The 22,005-nt window shown below is 68.0% G+C and carries 13 protein-coding genes and 3 rRNA genes; 13 read left to right on the forward strand and 3 right to left on the reverse strand.

Annotated features, from left to right (window positions below; all coding sequences use genetic code 11):
- Positions 1-107 precede the first annotated feature (107 nt).
- Entirely contained in the window at positions 108-2,456 is a 2,349-nt protein-coding gene (locus GHR20_RS29945; protein WP_194859024.1) for a glycoside hydrolase family 31 protein, read from the reverse strand.
- 230 nt (positions 2,457-2,686) lie between these two features.
- Here GHR20_RS29945 and GHR20_RS29950 point away from each other — a divergent pair, with 230 nt between their 5' ends.
- Both GHR20_RS29950 and GHR20_RS29955 read left to right on the forward strand, forming a co-directional pair.
- Complete coding sequence (locus GHR20_RS29950; protein ID WP_153814919.1) at positions 2,687-4,654, forward strand: acetoacetate--CoA ligase; 1,968 nt, start codon at positions 2,687-2,689, stop codon at positions 4,652-4,654.
- Between the two features lie 166 nt (positions 4,655-4,820).
- On the forward strand, positions 4,821-5,714 hold the full coding sequence (locus GHR20_RS29955; RefSeq protein ID WP_153814920.1) for a hypothetical protein: 894 nt from the start codon (positions 4,821-4,823) through the stop codon (positions 5,712-5,714).
- Positions 5,715-5,825: 111 nt separating this feature from the next.
- Here the strand turns inward: GHR20_RS29955 and ptsP are convergent, their stop codons facing one another.
- Positions 5,826-7,496, reverse strand: coding sequence for a phosphoenolpyruvate--protein phosphotransferase (ptsP, locus tag GHR20_RS29960; protein WP_153814921.1), 1,671 nt, complete (start codon positions 7,494-7,496; stop codon positions 5,826-5,828).
- Positions 7,497-7,579: 83 nt separating this feature from the next.
- On the reverse strand, positions 7,580-8,029 hold the full coding sequence (locus tag GHR20_RS29965; RefSeq protein WP_111586649.1) for a PTS glucose transporter subunit IIA: 450 nt from the start codon (positions 8,027-8,029) through the stop codon (positions 7,580-7,582).
- 538 nt (positions 8,030-8,567) lie between these two features.
- Here GHR20_RS29965 and GHR20_RS29970 point away from each other — a divergent pair.
- The 11 genes from GHR20_RS29970 (at position 8,568) to GHR20_RS30020 (ending at position 21,732) form a co-directional block, all read left to right on the forward strand.
- Positions 8,568-10,092, forward strand: a 16S ribosomal RNA gene (locus GHR20_RS29970).
- A gap of 312 nt (positions 10,093-10,404) precedes the next feature.
- A 23S ribosomal RNA gene (locus tag GHR20_RS29975) occupies positions 10,405-13,524 on the forward strand.
- A 72-nt stretch (positions 13,525-13,596) separates the two neighbouring features.
- A 5S ribosomal RNA gene (gene rrf, locus GHR20_RS29980) occupies positions 13,597-13,713 on the forward strand.
- Together the 16S, 23S and 5S rRNA genes form the textbook arrangement of a ribosomal RNA operon.
- Positions 13,714-13,822: 109 nt before the next feature.
- On the forward strand, positions 13,823-14,431 hold the full coding sequence (locus tag GHR20_RS29985; RefSeq protein ID WP_111585318.1) for a CDP-alcohol phosphatidyltransferase family protein: 609 nt from the start codon (positions 13,823-13,825) through the stop codon (positions 14,429-14,431).
- Between the two features lie 114 nt (positions 14,432-14,545).
- Entirely contained in the window at positions 14,546-17,041 is a 2,496-nt protein-coding gene (locus GHR20_RS29990) for a mannose-1-phosphate guanyltransferase (RefSeq protein ID WP_153814922.1), read from the forward strand.
- 180 nt (positions 17,042-17,221) lie between these two features.
- Positions 17,222-18,145 carry a DUF881 domain-containing protein gene (locus GHR20_RS29995; RefSeq protein ID WP_161214876.1) on the forward strand — a complete coding sequence of 308 codons (924 nt, stop codon included), beginning with the start codon at positions 17,222-17,224 and terminating at the stop codon, positions 18,143-18,145.
- Entirely contained in the window at positions 18,142-18,474 is a 333-nt protein-coding gene (locus GHR20_RS30000) for a small basic family protein (RefSeq protein ID WP_003988855.1), read from the forward strand. Before GHR20_RS29995 ends, GHR20_RS30000 begins: the two co-directional genes overlap by 4 nt.
- A gap of 4 nt (positions 18,475-18,478) precedes the next feature.
- Positions 18,479-19,369: a DUF881 domain-containing protein gene (locus tag GHR20_RS30005; protein WP_153814923.1), complete on the forward strand. Its 891-nt coding sequence runs from the start codon at positions 18,479-18,481 to the stop codon at positions 19,367-19,369.
- 190 nt (positions 19,370-19,559) lie between these two features.
- Positions 19,560-20,390: an FHA domain-containing protein gene (locus tag GHR20_RS30010; protein ID WP_181516522.1), complete on the forward strand. Its 831-nt coding sequence runs from the start codon at positions 19,560-19,562 to the stop codon at positions 20,388-20,390.
- A gap of 42 nt (positions 20,391-20,432) precedes the next feature.
- Positions 20,433-21,170, forward strand: a complete 738-nt coding sequence (locus GHR20_RS30015; protein ID WP_148026904.1) for a MerR family transcriptional regulator — start codon at positions 20,433-20,435, stop codon at positions 21,168-21,170.
- 88 nt (positions 21,171-21,258) lie between these two features.
- Positions 21,259-21,732, forward strand: coding sequence for a bifunctional nuclease family protein (locus tag GHR20_RS30020; RefSeq protein ID WP_026253112.1), 474 nt, complete (start codon positions 21,259-21,261; stop codon positions 21,730-21,732).
- Positions 21,733-22,005 lie beyond the last annotated feature (273 nt).

Consider the following 22,005-nt stretch of genomic DNA (forward strand, 5'->3'; position numbering starts at 1 on the left):
CATCCGGGCCACCCGGCCCTTCGGATGTCCGCCGCCACCGATCCGGGACCCATCCACAGCCGACCTACCGGCCCCGCGCCTCCCGCCCCCTCACAACCCCCGCGCTCCTATCCCAGCCCCCGCACCCGCACCGGCCACGCCGGCTCGGTCACCCCGTTCCCGTCCTCTCGTGTGACCACCACCTTGCCGGCCTGGTGGCGGGCCACGTAGCGCTCCATCTCCGGTACGTCCCAGCCGTCGCCCGCGTCCGGTATCACCAGGCCGCCGCCGGTGCGGCCCGGGGCCGGGGCCCAGGTCTCCAGTGCGAGGCCGTCGTCGCCCCGGACCGGCAGCACCGCGCCCGCCCGGGCGAACACCGGTATCCGCGACAGCGGCGCGTCCACCACGACCTGGCCGGGACCCTCGTACGCCCGTTCCGTCGCCGTGTCGTACCAGCGCCCCCGCGGCAGCCGCACCACGCGCCGGTCCGCCCCCGGGTCGAGCACCGGAGCCACCAGCAGGCCGTCACCCAGCAGAAACGTGTCCTCGCAGTCGCGCAGGTCCCGGTCCTCCGGCGCGTCCCACCACACCGGCCGGACATAGGGCGCGCCGGTGCGCCGGGCCAGATGGGAGAGCGTCACGAAGTACGGCAGCAGCCGCCGGCGTTCGAGCAGCGCCGCCCGCGCGTGCTCCAGCACCTCCGCCCCGAACTCCCACGCCTCACGCCGCCCGGCCCGGGGGCCCGCATGGGTGCGGAACAGCGGCAGATACGCCCCCAGCTGGATCCACCGCAGGTACAGCTCCGGCGACGGGCCGCCGCCGAAGCCGCCGACGTCCGGGCCCGAGTACGGCACCCCGCACAACCCGAGCCCCAGCACCAGCGACAGGGAGGCCCGCAGCCCCGGCCAGCCCGTCGCCACCTCGCCCGACCACGTGCCGCCGTACCGCTGCATCCCCGCCCAGCCCGACCGCGTGAACAGGAACGGCCGCTCCCGGGGCGCCAGTTCGCGCAGTCCCTCGTACCCCGCGCGCGCCATGCACAGCCCGTACACGTTGTGCGCCTCGCGATGGTCCCCGCCGCGCCCCTCCAGCGCGTGCCGGGCCGAGCGCGGCAGCGTCGGTTCGCCGAACGCGTTGAAGGACACGGGCTCGTTCATGTCGTGCCAGAACCCGGCGAACCCCTGCTCCAGCCGCTCCTCGTACAGCCCGCCCCACCACGCGCGCACCCGCGGACGCGTGAAGTCCGGGTACACGGACTCACCGGCCCACCCCACCCCCCGCACCGGCCGCCCGGCGGCGTCCCGCACGAACGCGTCCACCGCCGTACCGCCGTCGTACACCGCGTCACCCGGCGCCACCCGCACCGCCGGATCGACGACCGAAACCAGCCGGATCCCGTCCCGGCGCAGCTCCTCCGCCAGCACCGGCAGCTTCGGGAACCGCTCCCGGTCCACGGTGAACACCCGGTGGTCGTCGTAGTGGCCGGCGTCCAGATGCACGGCGTCCAGCGGCAGCCCGTGCTCCTGATGGCCCGCGACGATCCGGCGCACCTCCTGCTCGCCGCCGGGCCCCCGCCGCGCGTGCTGATGACCGAACGCCCAGGCCGGCGGCAGCGCGGGCGCCCCCGTCAGCGAGGCCCAGGTGAGCAGCACCCGCGCCGGCGGCCCCACCATCACCCAGCAGCGCAGCGGCCCGCCGTCCATCCGCAGCTCGCAGCGCCCCGCCCGGTCGTGCCCGGACCCCGCGCCCTCCGTGCCCTCGCGCAGCACCACCGTGCCGTCCCACGTGGTGTCGTAGAACATCAGGTGCGTCCCCGCGTCCGCCACCACCAGCTGCACCGGCATGGTCAGATACAGCGGATCGTCACCCGGGGCGAACGACGTGCCGGGGTCGGTGTTCCACAGCCGGTACGACCCGTCGCGCAGCCGCGGCCCGGACGCGCGCCCGCCGAGCCCGAAGAACCGGGCGTCCGCCGCCACCTCCGCACGCTGCATCCACCGCGCGACACCCCCGTCGACCGGCTCCCACCAGCGCGGCGGCAGCTCCCGGCGCAGCACCACACCACCCGGCGTGCACACCTGCACCGCACCGTGCCGCGAGACCACGACCGTCACCCGCTCGGCCACCACCCGCCAGCCGCCGTCCTTGTCCGGCTCCAGGACCGCCCGCGGGTCCGGCTCGGGGCCGCTCCCCGCCAGCGCGTACGACGGCTGCGGCGCCGCCCCGTCCCAGCCCCAGAACACCGCGCCGTTCACCGCGACCATGACCCGCAGCTCCGACCGGCCGAACCGGATCACCCCGCCGCCGGGCCCCGGCTCCGCACCCTCCACCTGCCCGGGCACCCGCGCCCGCTCCGCCCCGCGCCGGGGCAGCCCGGCGGCGTCGATCCGCCGTCTGCGCCACGCCGCCCGCACCCCCCGAGCAGCCCGTCCCGAACCGAACACACGCATCGAACGCACCAGGTCACGACCGTCCATGCTGCTCACCCTGCCACCGGGCGCCCCGCGCGCGTGTGCCGTTCAATTTCCGTTCACCTCTGCCGGACCCGCCGTTTCACCAGCCGGACGAGTTTCACCAGACGGATGATAGGAAGCTCACCCTGGTGCGGAAGTCGATCACATGGCATCGTCCCTGTCAGCCGCGTCACGCGCACATCCAGCCGTGCGCGGACCGACGCACACGACGCGTACAGCCCGGGAGCCGCCCCATGTCGACCGCGAACCCCCAGCCGCTCTGGCAGCCCGATCCCGCGCGGATCGCCCAGGCACGCGTCACCGCGTTCCAGGCGTGGGCCGCCGCCCACCACGGGGCCCCGGCCGACGGCGGCTACGCCGCACTCCACCGCTGGTCCGTCGACCACCTGGACGCCTTCTGGAAGGCCGTCACCGAGTGGTTCGACGTCCGCTTCTCCACCCCGTACACCCAGGTACTCGGCGACCGCGCGATGCCCGGCGCCCAGTGGTTCCCCGGCGCCACCCTCAACTACGCCGAGCACGCCCTGCGCGCGGCCGCGGACCGCCCCGACCAGCCCGCCCTGCTGCACGTGGACGAGACCCACGAGCCGCGCCCCGTCAGCTGGGCCGAACTGCGCGGCCAGGTCGGCTCGCTCGCCGCCGAACTGCGCGCCCTCGGCGTACGCCCCGGCGACCGCGTCAGCGGCTACCTGCCCAACATCCCGCAGGCCGTCGTCGCCCTCCTCGCCACCGCCGCCGTCGGCGCCGTATGGACCTCCTGCGCCCCCGACTTCGGCGCCCGCAGCGTCCTCGACCGCTTCCAGCAGGTCGAACCCGTCGTCCTGTTCACCGTCGACGGCTACCGCTACGGCGGCAAGGAGCACGACCGCCGCGAGACCGTCGCCGAGCTGCGCCGCGAACTGCCCACCCTGCGGGCCGTCGTGCACATCCCGCTCCTCGGCACCGAGGCACCCGAGGGCGCCCTCGAATGGTCCGCCGTGACCTCCGGCGACACCGAGCCCGTCTTCGAACAGGTCCCCTTCGACCACCCGCTGTGGGTGCTCTACTCCTCCGGTACGACCGGCCTGCCCAAGGCCATCGTCCAGTCCCAGGGCGGCATCCTGGTCGAACACCTCAAGCAGCTGGGCCTGCACTGCGACCTCGGCCCCGAGGACCGCTTCTTCTGGTACACCTCGACCGGCTGGATGATGTGGAACTTCCTCGTCTCCGGCCTGCTCACGGGTACGACGATCGTCCTGTACGACGGCAGCCCCGGGTACCCCGACACCGGCGCCCAGTGGAAGGTCGCCGAACGCACCGGAGCCACCCTCTACGGCACCTCCGCCGCCTACGTCATGGCCTGCCGCAAGGCCGGCGTCCACCCGTCCCGCGACCACGACGTCTCCCGCGTCAAGTGCGTCGCCACCACCGGCTCCCCGCTGCCGCCCGACGGCTTCCGCTGGCTGCACGACGAGGTCGGCGAGGACCTGTGGATCGCCTCCGTCAGCGGCGGCACCGACGTCTGCTCCTGCTTCGCGGGCGGCGTGCCCACCCTGCCCGTGTACACCGGCGAACTCCAGGCACCCGCCCTCGGCACCGACCTCCAGGCATGGGACCCCGCGGGCGAGCCCCTCGTGGACGAGGTGGGCGAACTCGTCGTCACCAAGCCCATGCCCTCCATGCCGATCCGCTTCTGGAACGACCCCGACGGCAGCCGGTACCACGACAGCTACTTCGACACCTACCCCGGCGTCTGGCGCCACGGCGACTGGATCACCCGCACCGGGCGCGGCACCGTGATCATCCACGGCCGCTCCGACTCCACCCTCAACCGGCAGGGCGTCCGCATGGGCTCCGCCGACATCTACGAGGTGGTCGAGCGCCTGCCCGAGATCAAGGAATCCCTGGTCATCGGCATCGAACAGCCCGACGGCGGCTACTGGATGCCCCTGTTCGTGCACCTCGCCCCGGGCGCGAGCCTGGACGACGCGCTCCTCGACAAGGTCAAGCGGGCCATCCGCGAACAGCTCTCGCCGCGCCACATCCCCGACGAGATCATCGAGGTGCCCGGCGTCCCGCACACCCTCACCGGCAAGCGCATCGAGGTCCCGGTCAAGCGCCTCCTCCAGGGCACCCCGCTGGAGAAGGCGGTCAACCCCGGCTCCATCGACGACCTCACGCTGCTCTCCTTCTACGAGGAGCTGGCCCGCAAGCGCGGCTGACCCCCCGACCCGGGTGCCCACGGCCCCGGACCCCGCCGCGACGGTGGGGTCCGGGGCCGTCGGCATCCCCAGGAGAACCGCAGGTCAGAGCGCTCCCGCCCGGCATTGTCAGTGGTGACGGTTACGGTGAGTGAGCACTGATCGACCGCGCACACATGGGGGAAACATGGCGCACACCGACCACCGGACCATGCGCAGCGTCCTGCGCCGCGAGATCGCCGGCACCATCGGCCTGCTCGCCGACGAACACGACTTCCGCGCCATGCGGCGCTACCGCAGCTTCACCTTCGACGACCACCCGACCTACCTCCGGCAGGTCGAGGACGTCCTGAGGAACCGCGCCGCGCACGGCGGCCACACCACCCTCGCCCTGTTCGACCCCGAGGACTATGCCGCCTACTGCGCCGAGACCGGCCTGGACCCCGACCTGCCCGCCACCCGCACCCGCTTCACCGCCGCACTCGCCGCCACCGGACCCACCGTCCCCTACGACGGCGGCCCGCTCACCGCACTCGTCCCCACCCTCGTCGACGCGGCCGTCCGCCGGGCCACCTGGGAGTACGCCAGCACCCTGCTGACCCGCCTCGGCCCCTGCCCCACCTGCGGCGAGGACATCGGCCGGGCCGCCTTCACCCGCGCCTCCGACCTGGTGGTCCGCATCCTCGACACCGCGCCGCCCGGCGACCGGCACCTCGTGTGCACCGTCACGGGAGCACCGGAGACCCTCGTCTCCGTCCTGCACGGCGACGAGGACGCGCACGGCGCCACCCGTCTGGACGAGGCCGAGGCCCTGGAGTTCACCAGCGTCCTCGCCCTGGGCCTCGCCACCCGCAGTCCCGGCGGACTCGTCCTGCGCACCAGCGCCCCGGGCACGGCGGACCGCGTCCACGGCTGGCGGCTGCGCGCCGGCGCCCTCGAACCGCTCACCGCCGCCGAGGTGTTCGACGCCTACTGCACCGACGCCGAGACCGGCGACCTCATCGCCCCGGAACCCGGCGTCGACTACTGCGCACCACCGGATCTGGGGGAGGACGGCACCGCACCGGACCACCGCCACTGACCGGACACGCCCGACCGGACACGCCCGACCGGACACGTCCGGAACGCGTCAGGGGCGCCCCACCCGAAGGCGGGACGCCCCTGCGCGACACGGCCACCGGCCGCCCGGCGGCTACTCGCCGGACAGCACGGCCTGGGCCGCGCTCCGCGCCTCCTCGGCGCTGTCCGCCGCCCGCGCCGCCGCCGCGGCCCGCTCGCACTGCGCCAGCGTGAACTTCGCCAGCGTCGCCCGGACATAGGGCAGCGACGCCGCACCCATCGACAGGGAGGTGACACCCAGACCGGTCAGCACACAGGCCAGCAGCGGATCGGACGCCGCCTCACCGCACACCCCGCAGCTCTTGCCCTCGGCACGGGCCGCCTCCGCGGACAGCGCGACCAGGTCCAGCAGCGCCGGCTGCCACGGGTCCTGCAACCGCGACACCGCGCCCACCTGCCGGTCCGCCGCGAACGTGTACTGCGCGAGGTCATTGGTGCCCAGCGACAGGAACTCGACCTCCTGGAGGATCGACCGCGCCCGCAGCGCCGCCGACGGGATCTCCACCATGGCCCCGAACTTCGCCCGCAGCCCCGCCGCACGGCAGGCGTCCGCGAACGCCCTCGCGTCCGCGCGGTCCGCCACCATGGGGGCCATCACCTCGAGGTGGACGGGCAGCCCCTCGGCGGCCTTCGCCAGCGCGGTCAGCTGGGTGCGCAGGACGTCCGGGTGGTCCAGCAGCGTCCGCAGCCCCCGCACGCCCAGCGCCGGGTTCGGCTCGTCCGCCGGGGTCAGGAAGGCCAGCGGCTTGTCCGCGCCCGCGTCCAGCACCCGTACGACCACCCGGCCCTCGGGGAACGCCTCCAGCACCTGCCGGTAGGCCGCGACCTGCTTCTCCTCGGACGGAGCGCGCTCACTGTCGTCCAGGAACAGGAACTCGGTACGGAACAGACCGACACCCTCGGCCCCGGCCGCCACCGCCGCCGGCACATCCGCGGGACCGCCGACATTGGCCAGCAGCGGCACCTTGTGCCCGTCCGCCGTCGCGCCGGGACCGGACGAGGCGGCCAGCGCCGCCCGGCGCTCGGCGGCCGCCGCCGTCAGCTCCGTCTTGCGCTCCTCGCTCGGGTGCACGAACACCTCACCGGTGCTGCCGTCCACCGCGACGACCGTGCCCTCGCCCAGCTCGACCGCGCCCGGCAGCGCCACCACGGCCGGCACCCCGAGGGCCCGCGCCAGGATCGCGCTGTGACTGGTGGGACCGCCCTCCTCGGTCACGAAGCCGAGCACCAGAGAGGGATCGAGCAGCGCCGTGTCGGCGGGCGCCAGGTCCCGCGCCACCAGTACATAGGGGTGGTCGCTGTCCGGGACACCCGGCATGGGCACGCCCAGCAGCCGGGCGACGATACGGTTCCGCACGTCGTCCAGGTCGGCCACCCGCCCGGCGAGGTACTCACCGGCCCCGGCCAGCAGCTCCCGGTACGCCGCGAACGCGTCGTACACCGCGCGCTCGGCGGTGCTGCCCACGGCGATCCGCCGGTCGACGTCCGCCATCAGCTCGGGGTCCTGGGCCATCATGGCCTGCGCCTCGAGCACGGCCTGGGCCTCGCCGCCGGCCAGATTGCCGCGCGCCATCAGATCGGCGGCCACGGCGTCGACCGCCTGGCGGGCGCGGCCCTGCTCGCGGCCCGCCTCCTGCGCCGGGATCTGCTTGGCCGGCGGCTCCAGCACCGCCGTGCCCATGTGCCGGACCTCGCCGATCGCCACGCCATGGCTCACGCCGACGCCTCGCAGCGTTGTCTCCATCTCACCCGTCTCCGGATAGTGCGGCGGGCCCCGCCGCCGCGGTGGTCGTCCTGTACGCCGTCCTCATGACGACGGCATGTGTGTCAGTTCCAGGAGAAGAGCTCGGCGCCGGCCGTCACGTCACCGCTCTCACGGACGTCGGAGAGGGCCTCGGCCGTGGCCTCCAGAGCGACGACGGGGCACACCGGGGACTTGCCGGCCTCCTCGACCGCCGCCGGGTTCCAGCGCACGATGACCTGGCCGCGGGTCACGGTGTCACCCTTGTTGACGAGCACCTCGAAGCCCTCGCCGTTGAGCTGCACGGTGTCGATGCCGAGGTGGGTGAGGACACCGTGCCCGCTGTCGTCGACCACGACGAAGGCGTGCGGGTGCAGGGAGACGATCACACCGTCCACGGGCGACACGGCCTCGGAGGGCTCACGCACCGGATCGATCGCGGTGCCGGGGCCGACCATCGCCCCGGAGAACACGGGGTCCGGCACGGCGGCCAGTCCGATGGCGCGTCCGGCGAGAGGGGACGTCACGGTGGTCATGGGAGCCTCCCAGAAGTGGAGCTGCTCGCGGGCGTGAGCAGCAGGGTATGTCATGTGAAGTGGCGGTTCCGGATGAAAGCTAGCAGCTAGTGGTCTAGACCACCAACCCAGCGGATTTGCATGCCGTTCCGGGCCCCCTGTACAGTCGTACTCCTGCTCGGGACGGAGCGACGCGAAAGTGTCCTCGCTCGAACAGAAAACAAACTCGTCGGATCCTGACTCTGGATCTCCTTCTGCATGCTCGCAGAACGGTGGTCAGAGAGACAGAAAAAGCCTGATAGAGTTTGAAACACCGAAGGGAAGCCCGGAGGAAAGCCCGAGAGGGTGAGTACAAAGGAAGCGACCGTTCCTTGAGAACTCAACAGCGTGCCAAAAGTCAACGCCAGATATGTTGATACCCCGTCTCCGGTCATCATGACCGGGACGTGGTTCCTTTGAAATAAACACAGCGAGGACGCTGTGAACGGTCGGACTATTCCTCCGACCGTTCCGCTCTCCAATGTGTCACCGGCTGAATTATTTTTCGGCCGAGTAAACATTCACGGAGAGTTTGATCCTGGCTCAGGACGAACGCTGGCGGCGTGCTTAACACATGCAAGTCGAACGATGAAGCCCTTCGGGGTGGATTAGTGGCGAACGGGTGAGTAACACGTGGGCAATCTGCCCTGCACTCTGGGACAAGCCCTGGAAACGGGGTCTAATACCGGATATGACCATCTTGGGCATCCTTGATGGTGTAAAGCTCCGGCGGTGCAGGATGAGCCCGCGGCCTATCAGCTTGTTGGTGAGGTAACGGCTCACCAAGGCGACGACGGGTAGCCGGCCTGAGAGGGCGACCGGCCACACTGGGACTGAGACACGGCCCAGACTCCTACGGGAGGCAGCAGTGGGGAATATTGCACAATGGGCGAAAGCCTGATGCAGCGACGCCGCGTGAGGGATGACGGCCTTCGGGTTGTAAACCTCTTTCAGCAGGGAAGAAGCGAAAGTGACGGTACCTGCAGAAGAAGCGCCGGCTAACTACGTGCCAGCAGCCGCGGTAATACGTAGGGCGCGAGCGTTGTCCGGAATTATTGGGCGTAAAGAGCTCGTAGGCGGCTTGTCACGTCGGTTGTGAAAGCCCGGGGCTTAACCCCGGGTCTGCAGTCGATACGGGCAGGCTAGAGTTCGGTAGGGGAGATCGGAATTCCTGGTGTAGCGGTGAAATGCGCAGATATCAGGAGGAACACCGGTGGCGAAGGCGGATCTCTGGGCCGATACTGACGCTGAGGAGCGAAAGCGTGGGGAGCGAACAGGATTAGATACCCTGGTAGTCCACGCCGTAAACGGTGGGCACTAGGTGTGGGCAACATTCCACGTTGTCCGTGCCGCAGCTAACGCATTAAGTGCCCCGCCTGGGGAGTACGGCCGCAAGGCTAAAACTCAAAGGAATTGACGGGGGCCCGCACAAGCGGCGGAGCATGTGGCTTAATTCGACGCAACGCGAAGAACCTTACCAAGGCTTGACATACACCGGAAAGCATTAGAGATAGTGCCCCCCTTGTGGTCGGTGTACAGGTGGTGCATGGCTGTCGTCAGCTCGTGTCGTGAGATGTTGGGTTAAGTCCCGCAACGAGCGCAACCCTTGTCCCGTGTTGCCAGCAGGCCCTTGTGGTGCTGGGGACTCACGGGAGACCGCCGGGGTCAACTCGGAGGAAGGTGGGGACGACGTCAAGTCATCATGCCCCTTATGTCTTGGGCTGCACACGTGCTACAATGGCCGGTACAATGAGCTGCGATACCGTGAGGTGGAGCGAATCTCAAAAAGCCGGTCTCAGTTCGGATTGGGGTCTGCAACTCGACCCCATGAAGTCGGAGTCGCTAGTAATCGCAGATCAGCATTGCTGCGGTGAATACGTTCCCGGGCCTTGTACACACCGCCCGTCACGTCACGAAAGTCGGTAACACCCGAAGCCGGTGGCCCAACCCCTTGTGGGAGGGAGCTGTCGAAGGTGGGACCAGCGATTGGGACGAAGTCGTAACAAGGTAGCCGTACCGGAAGGTGCGGCTGGATCACCTCCTTTCTAAGGAGCACTTCTTACCGGACTTTGTTCGGTCAGAGGCCAGTACATCGGCGAATGTCTGATGCTGGTTGCTCATGGGTGGAACGTTGACTACTCGGCACACTTCGGATGGCTTCTCTTCCTAGTACTGCTTCGGCGTGGAACGGATGAAGGATGCAGCGAGGGGTGTCGGGCACGCTGTTGGGTGTCTGAGGGAATGATCTGATCTTCTCCTCAGTCGCCGGCCCCAGTGCACTCGGACTCGTTGATGGGTTCGGGGTGATGGGTGGCTGGTCGTTGTTTGAGAACTGCACAGTGGACGCGAGCATCTGTGGCCAAGTTTTTAAGGGCGCACGGTGGATGCCTTGGCACCAGGAACCGATGAAGGACGTGGGAGGCCACGATAGTCCCCGGGGAGCCGTCAACCAGGCTTTGATCCGGGGGTTTCCGAATGGGGAAACCCGGCAGTCGTCATGGGCTGTCACCCTTGCCTGAACACATAGGGCAAGTGGAGGGAACGAGGGGAAGTGAAACATCTCAGTACCCTCAGGAAGAGAAAACAACCGTGATTCCGGGAGTAGTGGCGAGCGAAACCGGATGAGGCCAAACCGTATGCGTGTGAGACCCGGCAGGGGTTGCGTGTGCGGGGTTGTGGGATCTCTCTTCTACGGTCTGCCGGCCGTAGGGCGAGTCAGAAACCGTTGATGTAGACGAAGGACATGCGAAAGGTCCGGCGTAGAGGGTAAGACCCCCGTAGTCGAAATGTCAGCGGCTTGCTTGAGAGACACCCAAGTAGCACGGGGCCCGAGAAATCCCGTGTGAATCTGGCGGGACCACCCGCTAAGCCTAAATATTCCCTGGTGACCGATAGCGGATAGTACCGTGAGGGAATGGTGAAAAGTACCCCGGGAGGGGAGTGAAATAGTACCTGAAACCGTGTGCCTACAAGCCGTGGGAGCGTCGGATGCAGCTTGCTGCATCTCGTGACTGCGTGCCTTTTGAAGAATGAGCCTGCGAGTTTGCGGTGTGTTGCGAGGTTAACCCGAGTGGGGAAGCCGTAGCGAAAGCGAGTCCGAACAGGGCGTTTCAGTAGCACGCTCAAGACCCGAAGCGGAGTGATCTAGCCATGGGCAGGTTGAAGCGGAGGTAAGACTTCGTGGAGGACCGAACCCACCAGGGTTGAAAACCTGGGGGATGACCTGTGGTTAGGGGTGAAAGGCCAATCAAACTCCGTGATAGCTGGTTCTCCCCGAAATGCATTTAGGTGCAGCGTCGTGTGTTTCTTGCCGGAGGTAGAGCACTGGATAGGCGATGGGCCCTACCGGGTTACTGACCTTAGCCAAACTCCGAATGCCGGTAAGTGAGAGCGCGGCAGTGAGACTGTGGGGGATAAGCTCCATGGTCGAGAGGGAAACAGCCCAGAGCATCGACTAAGGCCCCTAAGCGTACGCTAAGTGGGAAAGGATGTGGAGTCGCACAGACAACCAGGAGGTTGGCTTAGAAGCAGCCACCCTTGAAAGAGTGCGTAATAGCTCACTGGTCTAGTGATTCCGCGCCGACAATGTAGCGGGGCTCAAGCGTACCGCCGAAGTCGTGTCATTGCAGCATATAGCCCCAACGGGTGCTGTGATGGGTAGGGGAGCGTCGTCTGCCGGGTGAAGCAGCACCGGAAGGTAGTTGTGGACGGTTGACGAGTGAGAATGCAGGCATGAGTAGCGATACACACGTGAGAAACGTGTGCGCCGATTGACTAAGGGTTCCTGGGTCAAGCTGATCTGCCCAGGGTAAGTCGGGACCTAAGGCGAGGCCGACAGGCGTAGTCGATGGATAACCGGTTGATATTCCGGTACCCGCTGTGAAGCGTCAAACATCGAGCATCGTGATGCTAAGGCCGTGAAGCCGCCCTGATCTCTTCGGAGTTGAGGGGAGTGGTGGAGCCGCCGGACCAAGCGGTTAGTAGGTGAGTGATGGGGTGACGCAGGAAGGTAGTCCATCCCGGGCGGTGGTTGTCCCGGGGTAAGGGTGTAGGACGGTGTGTAGGTAAATCCGCACATCATGTGTCTGAGACCTGATGCCGAGCCGATTGTGGTGAAGTGGATGATCCTATGCTGTCGAGAAAAGCCTCTAGCGAGTTTCATGGCGGCCCGTACCCTAAACCGACTCAGGTGGTCAGGTAGAGAATACCGAGGCGTTCGGGTGAACTATGGTTAAGGAACTCGGCAAAATGCCCCCGTAACTTCGGGAGAAGGGGGGCCACGCTCGGTGATGGGATTTACTCCCTGAGCTGGGGGTGGCCGCAGAGACCAGCGAGAAGCGACTGTTTACTAAAAACACAGGTCCGTGCGAAGCCGTAAGGCGATGTATACGGACTGACGCCTGCCCGGTGCTGGAACGTTAAGGGGACCGGTTAGCTCCATTTCGGTGGGGCGAAGCTGAGAACTTAAGCGCCAGTAAACGGCGGTGGTAACTATAACCATCCTAAGGTAGCGAAATTCCTTGTCGGGTAAGTTCCGACCTGCACGAATGGCGTAACGACTTCTCGACTGTCTCAACCATAGGCCCGGTGAAATTGCACTACGAGTAAAGATGCTCGTTTCGCGCAGCAGGACGGAAAGACCCCGGGACCTTTACTACAGTTTGATATTGGTGTTCGGTTCGGCTTGTGTAGGATAGCTGGGAGACTTTGAAGCTCATACGCCAGTGTGGGTGGAGTCGTCGTTGAAATACCAGTCTGGTCGTGCTGGATGTCTAACCTGGGTCCGTGATCCGGATCAGGGACAGTGTCTGATGGGTAGTTTAACTGGGGCGGTTGCCTCCTAAAGAGTAACGGAGGCGCCCAAAGGTTCCCTCAGCCTGGTTGGTAATCAGGTGTTGAGTGTAAGTGCACAAGGGAGCTTGACTGTGAGACCGACGGGTCGAGCAGGGACGAAAGTCGGGACTAGTGATCCGGCGGTGGCTTGTGGAAGCGCCGTCGCTCAACGGATAAAAGGTACCCCGGGGATAACAGGCTGATCTTCCCCAAGAGTCCATATCGACGGGATGGTTTGGCACCTCGATGTCGGCTCGTCGCATCCTGGGGCTGGAGTCGGTCCCAAGGGTTGGGCTGTTCGCCCATTAAAGCGGTACGCGAGCTGGGTTTAGAACGTCGTGAGACAGTTCGGTCCCTATCCGCTGTGCGCGTAGGAGTCTTGAGAAGGGCTGTCCCTAGTACGAGAGGACCGGGACGGACGAACCTCTGGTGTGCCAGTTGTCCTGCCAAGGGCATGGCTGGTTGGCTACGTTCGGGAGGGATAACCGCTGAAAGCATCTAAGCGGGAAGCCTGCTTCGAGATGAGGACTCCCACCCACTTGATGGGGTAAGGCTCCCAGTAGACGACTGGGTTGATAGGCCGGATCTGGAAGCCAGGTAACTGGTGGAGGTGACCGGTACTAATAGGCCGAGGGCTTGTCCTCAGTTGCTCGCGTCCACTGTGTTGGTTCTGAAACCACGAACAACCAAAGTGCCGGTTGTCAGTTTCATAGTGTTTCGGTGGTTATAGCGTTAGGGAAACGCCCGGTTACATTTCGAACCCGGAAGCTAAGCCTTTCAGCGCCGATGGTACTGCAGGGGGGACCCTGTGGGAGAGTAGGACGCCGCCGAACTCCTTTTACAGCTCCGGCTCTTGGGCACCAGCCCGAGAGCCGGAGCTTTTTTGCGTTGGGGTAAAGTCAGGGAGCATCGTTGGCTCGTTTTCCCACAGGAGGCCCCCGGGTGGAGGTCCAGGAGACCCGTGTCCAGACAGACCGGGTCCTCACCATCCCCAACATCCTCAGCATGGCGCGGCTCCTCGGCGTGCCCCTGTTCCTGTGGCTGATCCTCAGGCCGGAGTTCGGGGGCCCCAAGAGCGACGGATGGGCCCTGCTCGTGCTGGCCTTCAGCGGAGTCAGCGACTACCTGGACGGCAAGCTCGCCCGGCGCTGGAACCAGATCAGCAACCTGGGCCGGCTCCTCGACCCGGCCGCGGACCGGCTCTACGTGCTCTCCACGCTGCTCGGCCTCACCTGGCGGGAGATCCTCCCGGTCTGGCTGACCGCCCTGCTGCTCGCCCGGGAGCTGATGCTCCTCGTCATGGTGGGCATCCTCCGCCGGCACGGCTACCCGCCGCCCCAGGTCAACTTCCTCGGGAAGGCGGCCACGTTCAACCTCATGTACGCCTTCCCGCTCCTCCTCCTCAGCGACGGCAGTGGTTGGATCGCGTCACTGGCCGCCGTTTTCGGATGGGCGTTCGCAGGGTGGGGTACAACCCTCTATTGGTGGGCAGGAGTGCTCTACGTGGTGCAAGTCCGCCGATTGGTGCGTGCGGACGCCATGGCCGATTGAGCTCGGCGATTGTCCTGACCTGACGCCTCGATGGCCCGCCGTGCAAAAGTGCGGGACAATCTGGACGGGTGAAGTCGGCGAGACCGTCGTCTCTCAGAGGAGGACGCTTCCGACATGAAGGCCGTCGTGATGGCTGGAGGCGAAGGCACCCGCCTTCGCCCCATGACCTCGAGCATGCCCAAACCGCTCCTGCCCGTGGTGAACCGCCCGATCATGGAGCACGTGCTACGGCTGCTCAAAAGGCACGGGCTCACCGAGACCGTCGTCACCGTGCAGTTCCTTGCCTCGCTCGTCAAGAACTACTTCGGTGACGGCGAAGAGCTCGGTATGGAGCTCACCTACGCCAATGAGGAGAAGCCACTCGGTACCGCCGGAAGCGTCAAGAACGCGGAAGAGGCGTTGAAGGACGATGCCTTCCTCGTCATCTCCGGTGATGCCCTGACCGACTTCGACCTCACGGAACTGATCAATTTCCACAAGGAGAAGGGCGCGCTCGTCACGGTCTGTCTGACCCGCGTGCCCAACCCCCTGGAATTCGGCATCACCATCGTGGACGAGGAAGGCAAGGTCGAACGCTTCCTGGAGAAGCCGACCTGGGGGCAGGTCTTCTCCGACACCGTCAACACGGGCATCTACGTGATGGAGCCCGAAGTCTTCGACTACGTGGACCCCGATGTTCCGGTCGACTGGTCCGGCGATGTCTTCCCGCAGCTGATGAAGGAGGGCAAGCCGATCTACGGCTTCGTCGCCGAGGGCTACTGGGAGGACGTCGGCACGCACGAGAGCTACGTCAAGGCCCAGGCCGACGTCCTGGAGGGCAAGGTCAACGTCGACATCGACGGTTTCGAGATCTCCCCGGGCGTCTGGGTCGCCGAGGGCGCCGAGGTGCATCCCGACGCCGTGCTGCGCGGACCGCTCTACATCGGTGACTACGCCAAGGTCGAGGCCGGCGCGGAGATCCGCGAGGACTCGGTCATCGGCTCGAACGTCGTCGTCAAGAGCGGCGCCTTCCTGCACAAGGCCGTCGTCCACGACAACGTCTATGTCGGCCAGCACAGCAATCTGCGCGGCTGCGTCGTCGGCAAGAACACCGACATCATGCGGGCCGCCCGGATCGAGGACGGCGCGGTCATCGGCGACGAGTGCCTGATCGGCGAGGAGTCGATCGTCCAGGGCAATGTGCGGGTCTACCCGTTCAAGACGATCGAGGCCGGTGCCTTCGTCAACACCTCGGTCATCTGGGAGTCCAGGGGCCAGGCCCAGCTCTTCGGCGCCCGCGGCGTCTCCGGCATCCTGAACGTGGAGATCACACCCGAGCTGGCCGTCCGCCTCGCCGGCGCGTACGCGACCACGCTCAAGAAGGGCTCCACGGTCACCACGGCCCGCGACCACTCCCGAGGCGCCCGGGCGCTCAAGCGCGCGGTCATCTCGGCATTGCAGGCGAGCGCCATCGACGTACGCGACCTGGAGAACGTGCCGCTGCCCGTGGCCCGGCAGCAGACCGCGCGGGGCAGCGCCGGCGGCATCATGATCCGTACCACGCCCGGTGTCCCGGACTCGGTCGACATCATGTTCTTCGACGGACAGGGCGCGGACCTGTCCCAGGGCGGGCAGCGCAAGCTGGACCGGGTGTTCGCGCGCCAGGAGTACCGGCGGGCCTTCCCCGGCGAGATCGGCGACCTGTACTTCCCCTCCAGCGTCTTCGACTCGTACACCGGCTCGTTGCTGCGCAATGTCGACACCAGCGGGATCCTCGACTCCGGCATGAAGGTCGTCGTGGACGCCTCCAACGGCAGCTCCGGCCTGGTGCTGCCCAGCCTGCTGGGCAAGCTCGGGGTGGACTCCCTGACCATCAACCCGGGCCTCGACGAGTCCCGGCCCACCGAGACCGCCGAGATGCGGCGCAGCGGTCTGGTGCGCCTCGGCGAGATCGTCGCGTCCTCGGGCGCCGCGTTCGGCGTCCGCTTCGACCCCGTCGGCGAGCGGCTGTCGCTCGTGGACGAGAAGGGCCGGATCATCGAGGACGACCGGGCGCTGCTGGTGATGCTGGACCTCGTCGCCGCGGAGCGGCGCAGCGGCCGGGTGGCACTGCCGGTCACCACGACCCGCATCGCCGAACAGGTGGCCGCCTACCACGGCACCCAGGTCGAGTGGACGACGACCTCGCCCGACGACCTCACTCGTGTGGGTGGTGAGGAGGGCACCATCTTCGGTGGTGACGGCAAGGGCGGATTCATCATCCCGGAGTTCGGCAGCGTGTTCGACGGCACGGCGGCGTTCGTCCGGCTGATCGGGCTCGTGGCGCGCACCCAGCTCACCCTGAGCCAGATCGACGCGCGCATCCCGCGGGCGCACGTCCTCAAGCGGGACCTGGCGACGCCGTGGGCCGTCAAGGGGCTCGTGATGCGCCGGGTGGTGGAGGCGGCCGGGGACCGCTCGGTCGACACCACCGACGGCGTACGGGTCGTGGAGAGCGACGGGCGCTGGGTGATGGTGCTGCCCGACCCGGCCGAGGCGGTCACCCATCTGTGGGCCGAAGGCCCGGACGACGCCTCCGCGCAGGCCCTGCTGGACGAGTGGTCCGGCATCGTGGACAGCGCCGGGCGGTAGGGCGTACCACCGCGGAACAGCCGCACGCGTGCGTGCCGGGCAGGCGCCCCCGAGGGGGTCTGTCCGGCACGCCGGTGGGGCCATTCGGAGTATCGCGCGCGACATGCGACGATGTGCGGCATGCCGCAGCAACCCCCCGTTCGGAGCAGCGCCACGCGGCCGCGCCGCCTGGACGCCTCCATGTCGTTGATCACCAACGTCATGGACCACAGCCTCGACGACGGGTACGCCGAGGCCGCCGCCCGGAAGAAGTCCTGGGGCGAGGGCGGCCTGCCGAAGACCCTCAGGGCGAAGCTGGGCCTCGCGGGCGGCCTCGTCCTCGCGGCGCTGGTCGTGACCGTCGGGGCGGCCCAGGCACGGATCGCGGCGCCCGTGGTGGCCAAGGAGCACCAGGAGCTGATCGACCGCGTCGACAAGGAGACCGCCGACGCGGACAAGCTCCAGGGCGGCGTGGACAAGCTGCGCGACGACGTCAGCGCGCGTCAGCGGGCCGCCCTGAGGTCGAGCGGCGGCAGCGCCGAGGCGGACCTGGTGGGCATGCTGTCGGGCGCCACCGAGGTGCACGGTCCGGGCGTCAAGCTCGTGGTGAACGACGCCAAGGAGGCCAGCAGCGGCGGTGACGGCACCAACCCGCGGGAGACCGCGGGCTTCTCCGACACCGGCCGGGTGCGCGACCGCGATCTCCAGCGCGTGGTCAACGGGCTGTGGGCGTCCGGCGCCGAGGCCGTCTCCGTCAACGGGCAGCGGCTGACCGCCCTGTCGGCGATCAGGGCCGCCGGAGACGCGATCCTGGTCGACAACAGGCCGCTCGTGCCGCCGTACACCGTGCTGGCGGTGGGGAACGGACCCCGGCTGAGCAGCGACTTCCAGAACAGCGGGGACGGGCTGTATCTGCACGCGCTGGAGCAGAACTACGGCATCCGCGCCACCATCTCCACCGAGCACGACGTCCGGCTGCCCGCCGCGCCGAGCGTGATCGTCCGCACGGCGCAGCCGGTCCCGGTCCCCGACAGCGCCGACGCCAAGAACAGCAAGAACGCCAAGAACGACCAGAACAGCAACAACAGCAAGAACACCGAGAAGACGGAGAAGGGCACATCGTGATCGCCGTACTGGGCCTCGTCGTGGGAGTCGTGGCCGGCCTGTTGGTCCGGCCCGAGGTTCCGGCGGTCGTGGAGCCTTATCTGCCGATCGCCGTCGTGGCGGCCCTGGACGCCGTCTTCGGCGGTCTGCGGGCCATGCTGGACGGCATTTTCGACGACAAGGTCTTCGTCGTGTCGTTCCTGTCGAACGTGGTCGTGGCGGCCCTGATCGTGTTCCTCGGCGACAAGCTGGGCGTGGGCGCGCAGCTGTCCACGGGCGTCGTGGTCGTCCTCGGTATCCGCATCTTCTCCAACGCCGCGGCGATCCGGCGGCACGTCTTCCGGGCATGAGGCGATGAGCGACAACCAGCACCAAGACGACGGGCGCGAAGAGCACCCCCGCCACGCGCACGGCGAGCACGCGGCCCGGCCGGGCGACCGGCTGCGCAAGGAACTGCCGGCCGAGGTCCCCGCACCGGGGCCCGAGGCGGGGCCGCGGCCCGGGTCGCGCCCCGACGCGTCGCTGACCGGCCGTCAGCGGCTCGCGAAGGGGCTGTGGCCGCCACGTCTGACCCGGCCCCAACTCATCGTCGCCGTGCTCCTGTTCGGCCTCGGGTTCGGCCTGGCCGTCCAGGTGGCGTCCAACAGCGACACCGACAGCGCGCTGCGCGGAGCACGTCAAGAAGATCTTGTGCGCATCCTGGATGAACTGGATTCGCGTACGCAGCGTCTTGAGGACGAGAAGCAGGGACTCGAAAAGCAGCGGTCGGAGCTCCAGAGCAGCTCCGACCAGGCCGCGGAGGCACGCAAGCAGACCGCCGAGAAGGAACGGCAACTCGGCATCCTGGCGGGCACCGTGGCGGCTCAGGGTCCCGGCATCACCATGACGATCGAGGACACGAAGGGGACGGTCCAGTCGGACATGCTGCTCGACACCATCCAGGAGCTGCGCGCGGCCGGCGCGGAGGCGATCCAGGTCAATGGCGTGCGCGTGGTGGCCAACACCTATTTCGCGGACGCGGGCAAGAGCGTGAGCGTGGACGGGAACAAGATCAACGCCCCCTATCGTTTCAAGGTCATCGGCAAGCCGCAGGATCTCGAGCCGGCGCTGAACATCCCGGGAGGCGTGGTGCAGACTCTGGAGAAGGAGCAGGCCACGGTCTCCGTCGCACAGTCGGGCAAGATCGTCGTGGACGCCTTGCGACAGGCGAAGCAGCCTGACTACGCTCGGTCGTCCTCCCAGTGAACCGGCGGTGCATGGGGGCGGTCCGGCAAGGGCATGAGGTTGCGGGGGGTCGGCGCACCGACGAGGTGACGCGTGGTGGAAACTGTCTGGTGGGCACGGACGTTGTGAGGGTGTCCGGGTCGGCCGGTGTCGGCAATCAGGGTTCGTCCTGCCCCACGGGCGGGTCTGTTTCGGTCAAGGGGAATCGCCCGTGAAGTTGTTTGCGAAGTGGTTCGGCAAGAGCGCGCGAGAGGGCGGCGACAACGCGACCGCCCGTCATCGCGCACAGCCTGACGCACAGGGTCAGCGGCCGCTGTTCCGGGACCAGGTGGCTGGTCCGGGCGGTGACATTTCGGGAGGCCAGGGCGCGCCGTCAGTTGACCCTGCCCAGTCCCGCGGCATAGGTTTCGGGCAACCGTCAACCTCAAGTACGGGTGGAGAGTTTGCTCCCGGCCCGTACGCGTCCAATGCCCCGGCGGGGCAGCCGCGGCAGGAGGATCCGTCCATGTCGGCCCTGGTGTGTACGAGGTGCGGTAACCGCAACGCGGAGAACGCCCGCTTCTGTTCCAACTGCGGTGCGCCGCTGCGTCCCGGAGCCGTGCCCGAGCGCGCGTCCGAGACGACGTCCACGATCTCGATCTCCGGTCTCGAGGCGTACGAGGCGGAGGCGACCGGCCAGACGCCGATGCCGCTGCTGTCGCCCGAGGCGCAGGCCGCGGTGGACGCGCTGCCGGCGGGCTCGGCCCTGCTGGTGGTGCGCCGGGGCCCGAACTCGGGCAGCCGCTTCCTGCTCGACGGCGACCTGACCACGGCCGGCCGTCATCCGCAGAGCGACATCTTCCTGGACGACGTGACCGTCTCGCGTCGCCATGTGGAGTTCCGCCGCTCGCCGGACGGTTCGTTCACCGTCGCCGACGTCGGCAGCCTCAACGGCACGTACGTCAACCGCGAGCCGATCGACCAGGTCGCCCTGCACACCGGTGACGAGGTGCAGATCGGCAAGTACCGGCTGGTGTTCTACCCGAGCCGGCAGGGCATCTGACCCGCCCCCGGACACGTTCCGGGGGTAACCCAGGGAAGGTCCATGCTTCACACACCGAGCGGCGGTGCCGGAAGCGGTACCGCCGCCAGGGGCACCGGGCTGATGAGCATCGGCACGGTGCTGAACGCGTTGCGCGAGGAGTTCCCCGAAGTCACCATCTCCAAGATCCGTTTCCTGGAGGCGGAGGGACTCATCGAGCCGCAGCGGACCCCTTCCGGGTACCGCAAGTTCAGCCCTGGTGACCTGGAGCGGCTCGGGCATGTCCTGAGAATGCAGCGGGACCACTATCTGCCGCTCAAGGTGATCCGCGAGCATCTGGACGCCATGGAGCGGGGCGAGGCCGTCCCGCTGCCCGTGGTCGGGCGCCAGCGCACCGGGGACGACGTCCTGGAGGTGCAGGAGGGGCCCACCGTGGCCCGGGTCGGCCGGTCCGAGCTGCTGGCCGCCGCGGACATCGGCGAGGCCGAGCTGGAGGAGTGGGAGTCGTACGGACTCCTGGTGCCGCTCGCCGACGGGACGTACGACGCGGAGGCGGTCACCGTGGCCGCCCTCGTCGCCGAACTGGGGCGCTTCGGGATCGAGCCCCGCCATCTGCGGGTGATGAAGGCGGCCGCCGACCGGGAGGCCGGGCTGGTCGAGCAGGTGGTGGCCCCGCTCAAGCGCCACCGCAACCCGCAGACCAGAGCGCTCGCCGAGGCCCGTACGAAAGAGCTGGCGGCGCTCACCATGAAGCTGCACGCGGCCCTGGTGAAGAGCGCCCTCGGAGTGCGTCTCCCCTGATCCGGGGGTGGGCCGGCGGGGGCCGGATCGGGCGTCCGCTCGAGGCCCCGACTACCCAAACGTCCCGGGCACGGCCTAGGGTTGCTGTGTGAACGAGCTCGATGTCGTAGGTGTCCGGGTCGAAATGCCCTCCAACCAACCGATCGTGCTCCTGCGCGAAGTGGGAGGCGACCGCTACCTCCCCATCTGGATCGGGCCGGGGGAGGCGACGGCGATCGCCTTCGCCCAGCAGGGCATGGCCCCGGCCAGGCCGCTGACCCACGACCTGTTCAAGGACGTGCTGGAGGCCGTCGGCCAGGAGCTGACCGAAGTGCGCATCACCGACCTGCGGGAAGGCGTCTTCTACGCGGAGCTGGTCTTCGCCAGCGGGGTGGAGGTCAGCGCCCGCCCCTCGGACGCCATAGCGCTGGCCCTGCGCACCGGCACGCCGATCTACGGCAGTGACACGGTGCTCGACGACGCGGGGATCGCCATCCCGGACGAGCAGGAGGACGAGGTGGAGAAGTTCCGCGAGTTCCTCGACCAGATCTCGCCCGAGGACTTCGGCACCAGCAGCCAGTGAGGCGGCGGTCGCGCAGCAGCGGTTCACAGGGGCCCTGGCCTGCGCGGCCGGGGTTCCCGGGGGGTCGGTCCGCGGCTTCTCGCGGCCGGTTCCCGGGGCAATTGCCACCGGCGATTGAGAGCGTCCTACGGGTTCCCGCGAGGGCATTCGGCTAGCCTTTCCCCGCGGTGGGACACGGGAAACCACTCCTTGGGTGATTATCACTCGGCGTGCCGAGTGTGGCGATCGTTGACGCACCCCTGGTGACTGCCTACCGTCGAGAAGGCAGGTCAA

The sequence above is a fragment of the Streptomyces sp. SUK 48 genome (assembly GCF_009650765.1).
Classification (GTDB): domain Bacteria; phylum Actinomycetota; class Actinomycetes; order Streptomycetales; family Streptomycetaceae; genus Streptomyces.

Excerpts from the sequence above, each read along its gene's own strand:
- GHR20_RS29950 (WP_153814919.1), top strand. The coding sequence starts at position 2,687 with ATGTCGACCGCGAACCCCCAGCCGCTCTGGCAGCCCGATCCCGCGCGG.
- GHR20_RS29955 (WP_153814920.1), top strand. The coding sequence starts at position 4,821 with ATGGCGCACACCGACCACCGGACCATGCGCAGCGTCCTGCGCCGCGAG.
- GHR20_RS29995 (WP_161214876.1), top strand. The coding sequence starts at position 17,222 with ATGTCGTTGATCACCAACGTCATGGACCACAGCCTCGACGACGGGTAC.
- GHR20_RS29990 (WP_153814922.1), top strand. The coding sequence starts at position 14,546 with ATGAAGGCCGTCGTGATGGCTGGAGGCGAAGGCACCCGCCTTCGCCCC.
- GHR20_RS30015 (WP_148026904.1), top strand. The coding sequence starts at position 20,433 with ATGCTTCACACACCGAGCGGCGGTGCCGGAAGCGGTACCGCCGCCAGG.
- GHR20_RS29945 (WP_194859024.1), bottom strand. The coding sequence starts at position 2,456 with ATGGACGGTCGTGACCTGGTGCGTTCGATGCGTGTGTTCGGTTCGGGA.
- GHR20_RS30005 (WP_153814923.1), top strand. The coding sequence starts at position 18,479 with ATGAGCGACAACCAGCACCAAGACGACGGGCGCGAAGAGCACCCCCGC.
- GHR20_RS29965 (WP_111586649.1), bottom strand. The coding sequence starts at position 8,029 with ATGACCACCGTGACGTCCCCTCTCGCCGGACGCGCCATCGGACTGGCC.
- ptsP (WP_153814921.1), bottom strand. The coding sequence starts at position 7,496 with ATGGAGACAACGCTGCGAGGCGTCGGCGTGAGCCATGGCGTGGCGATC.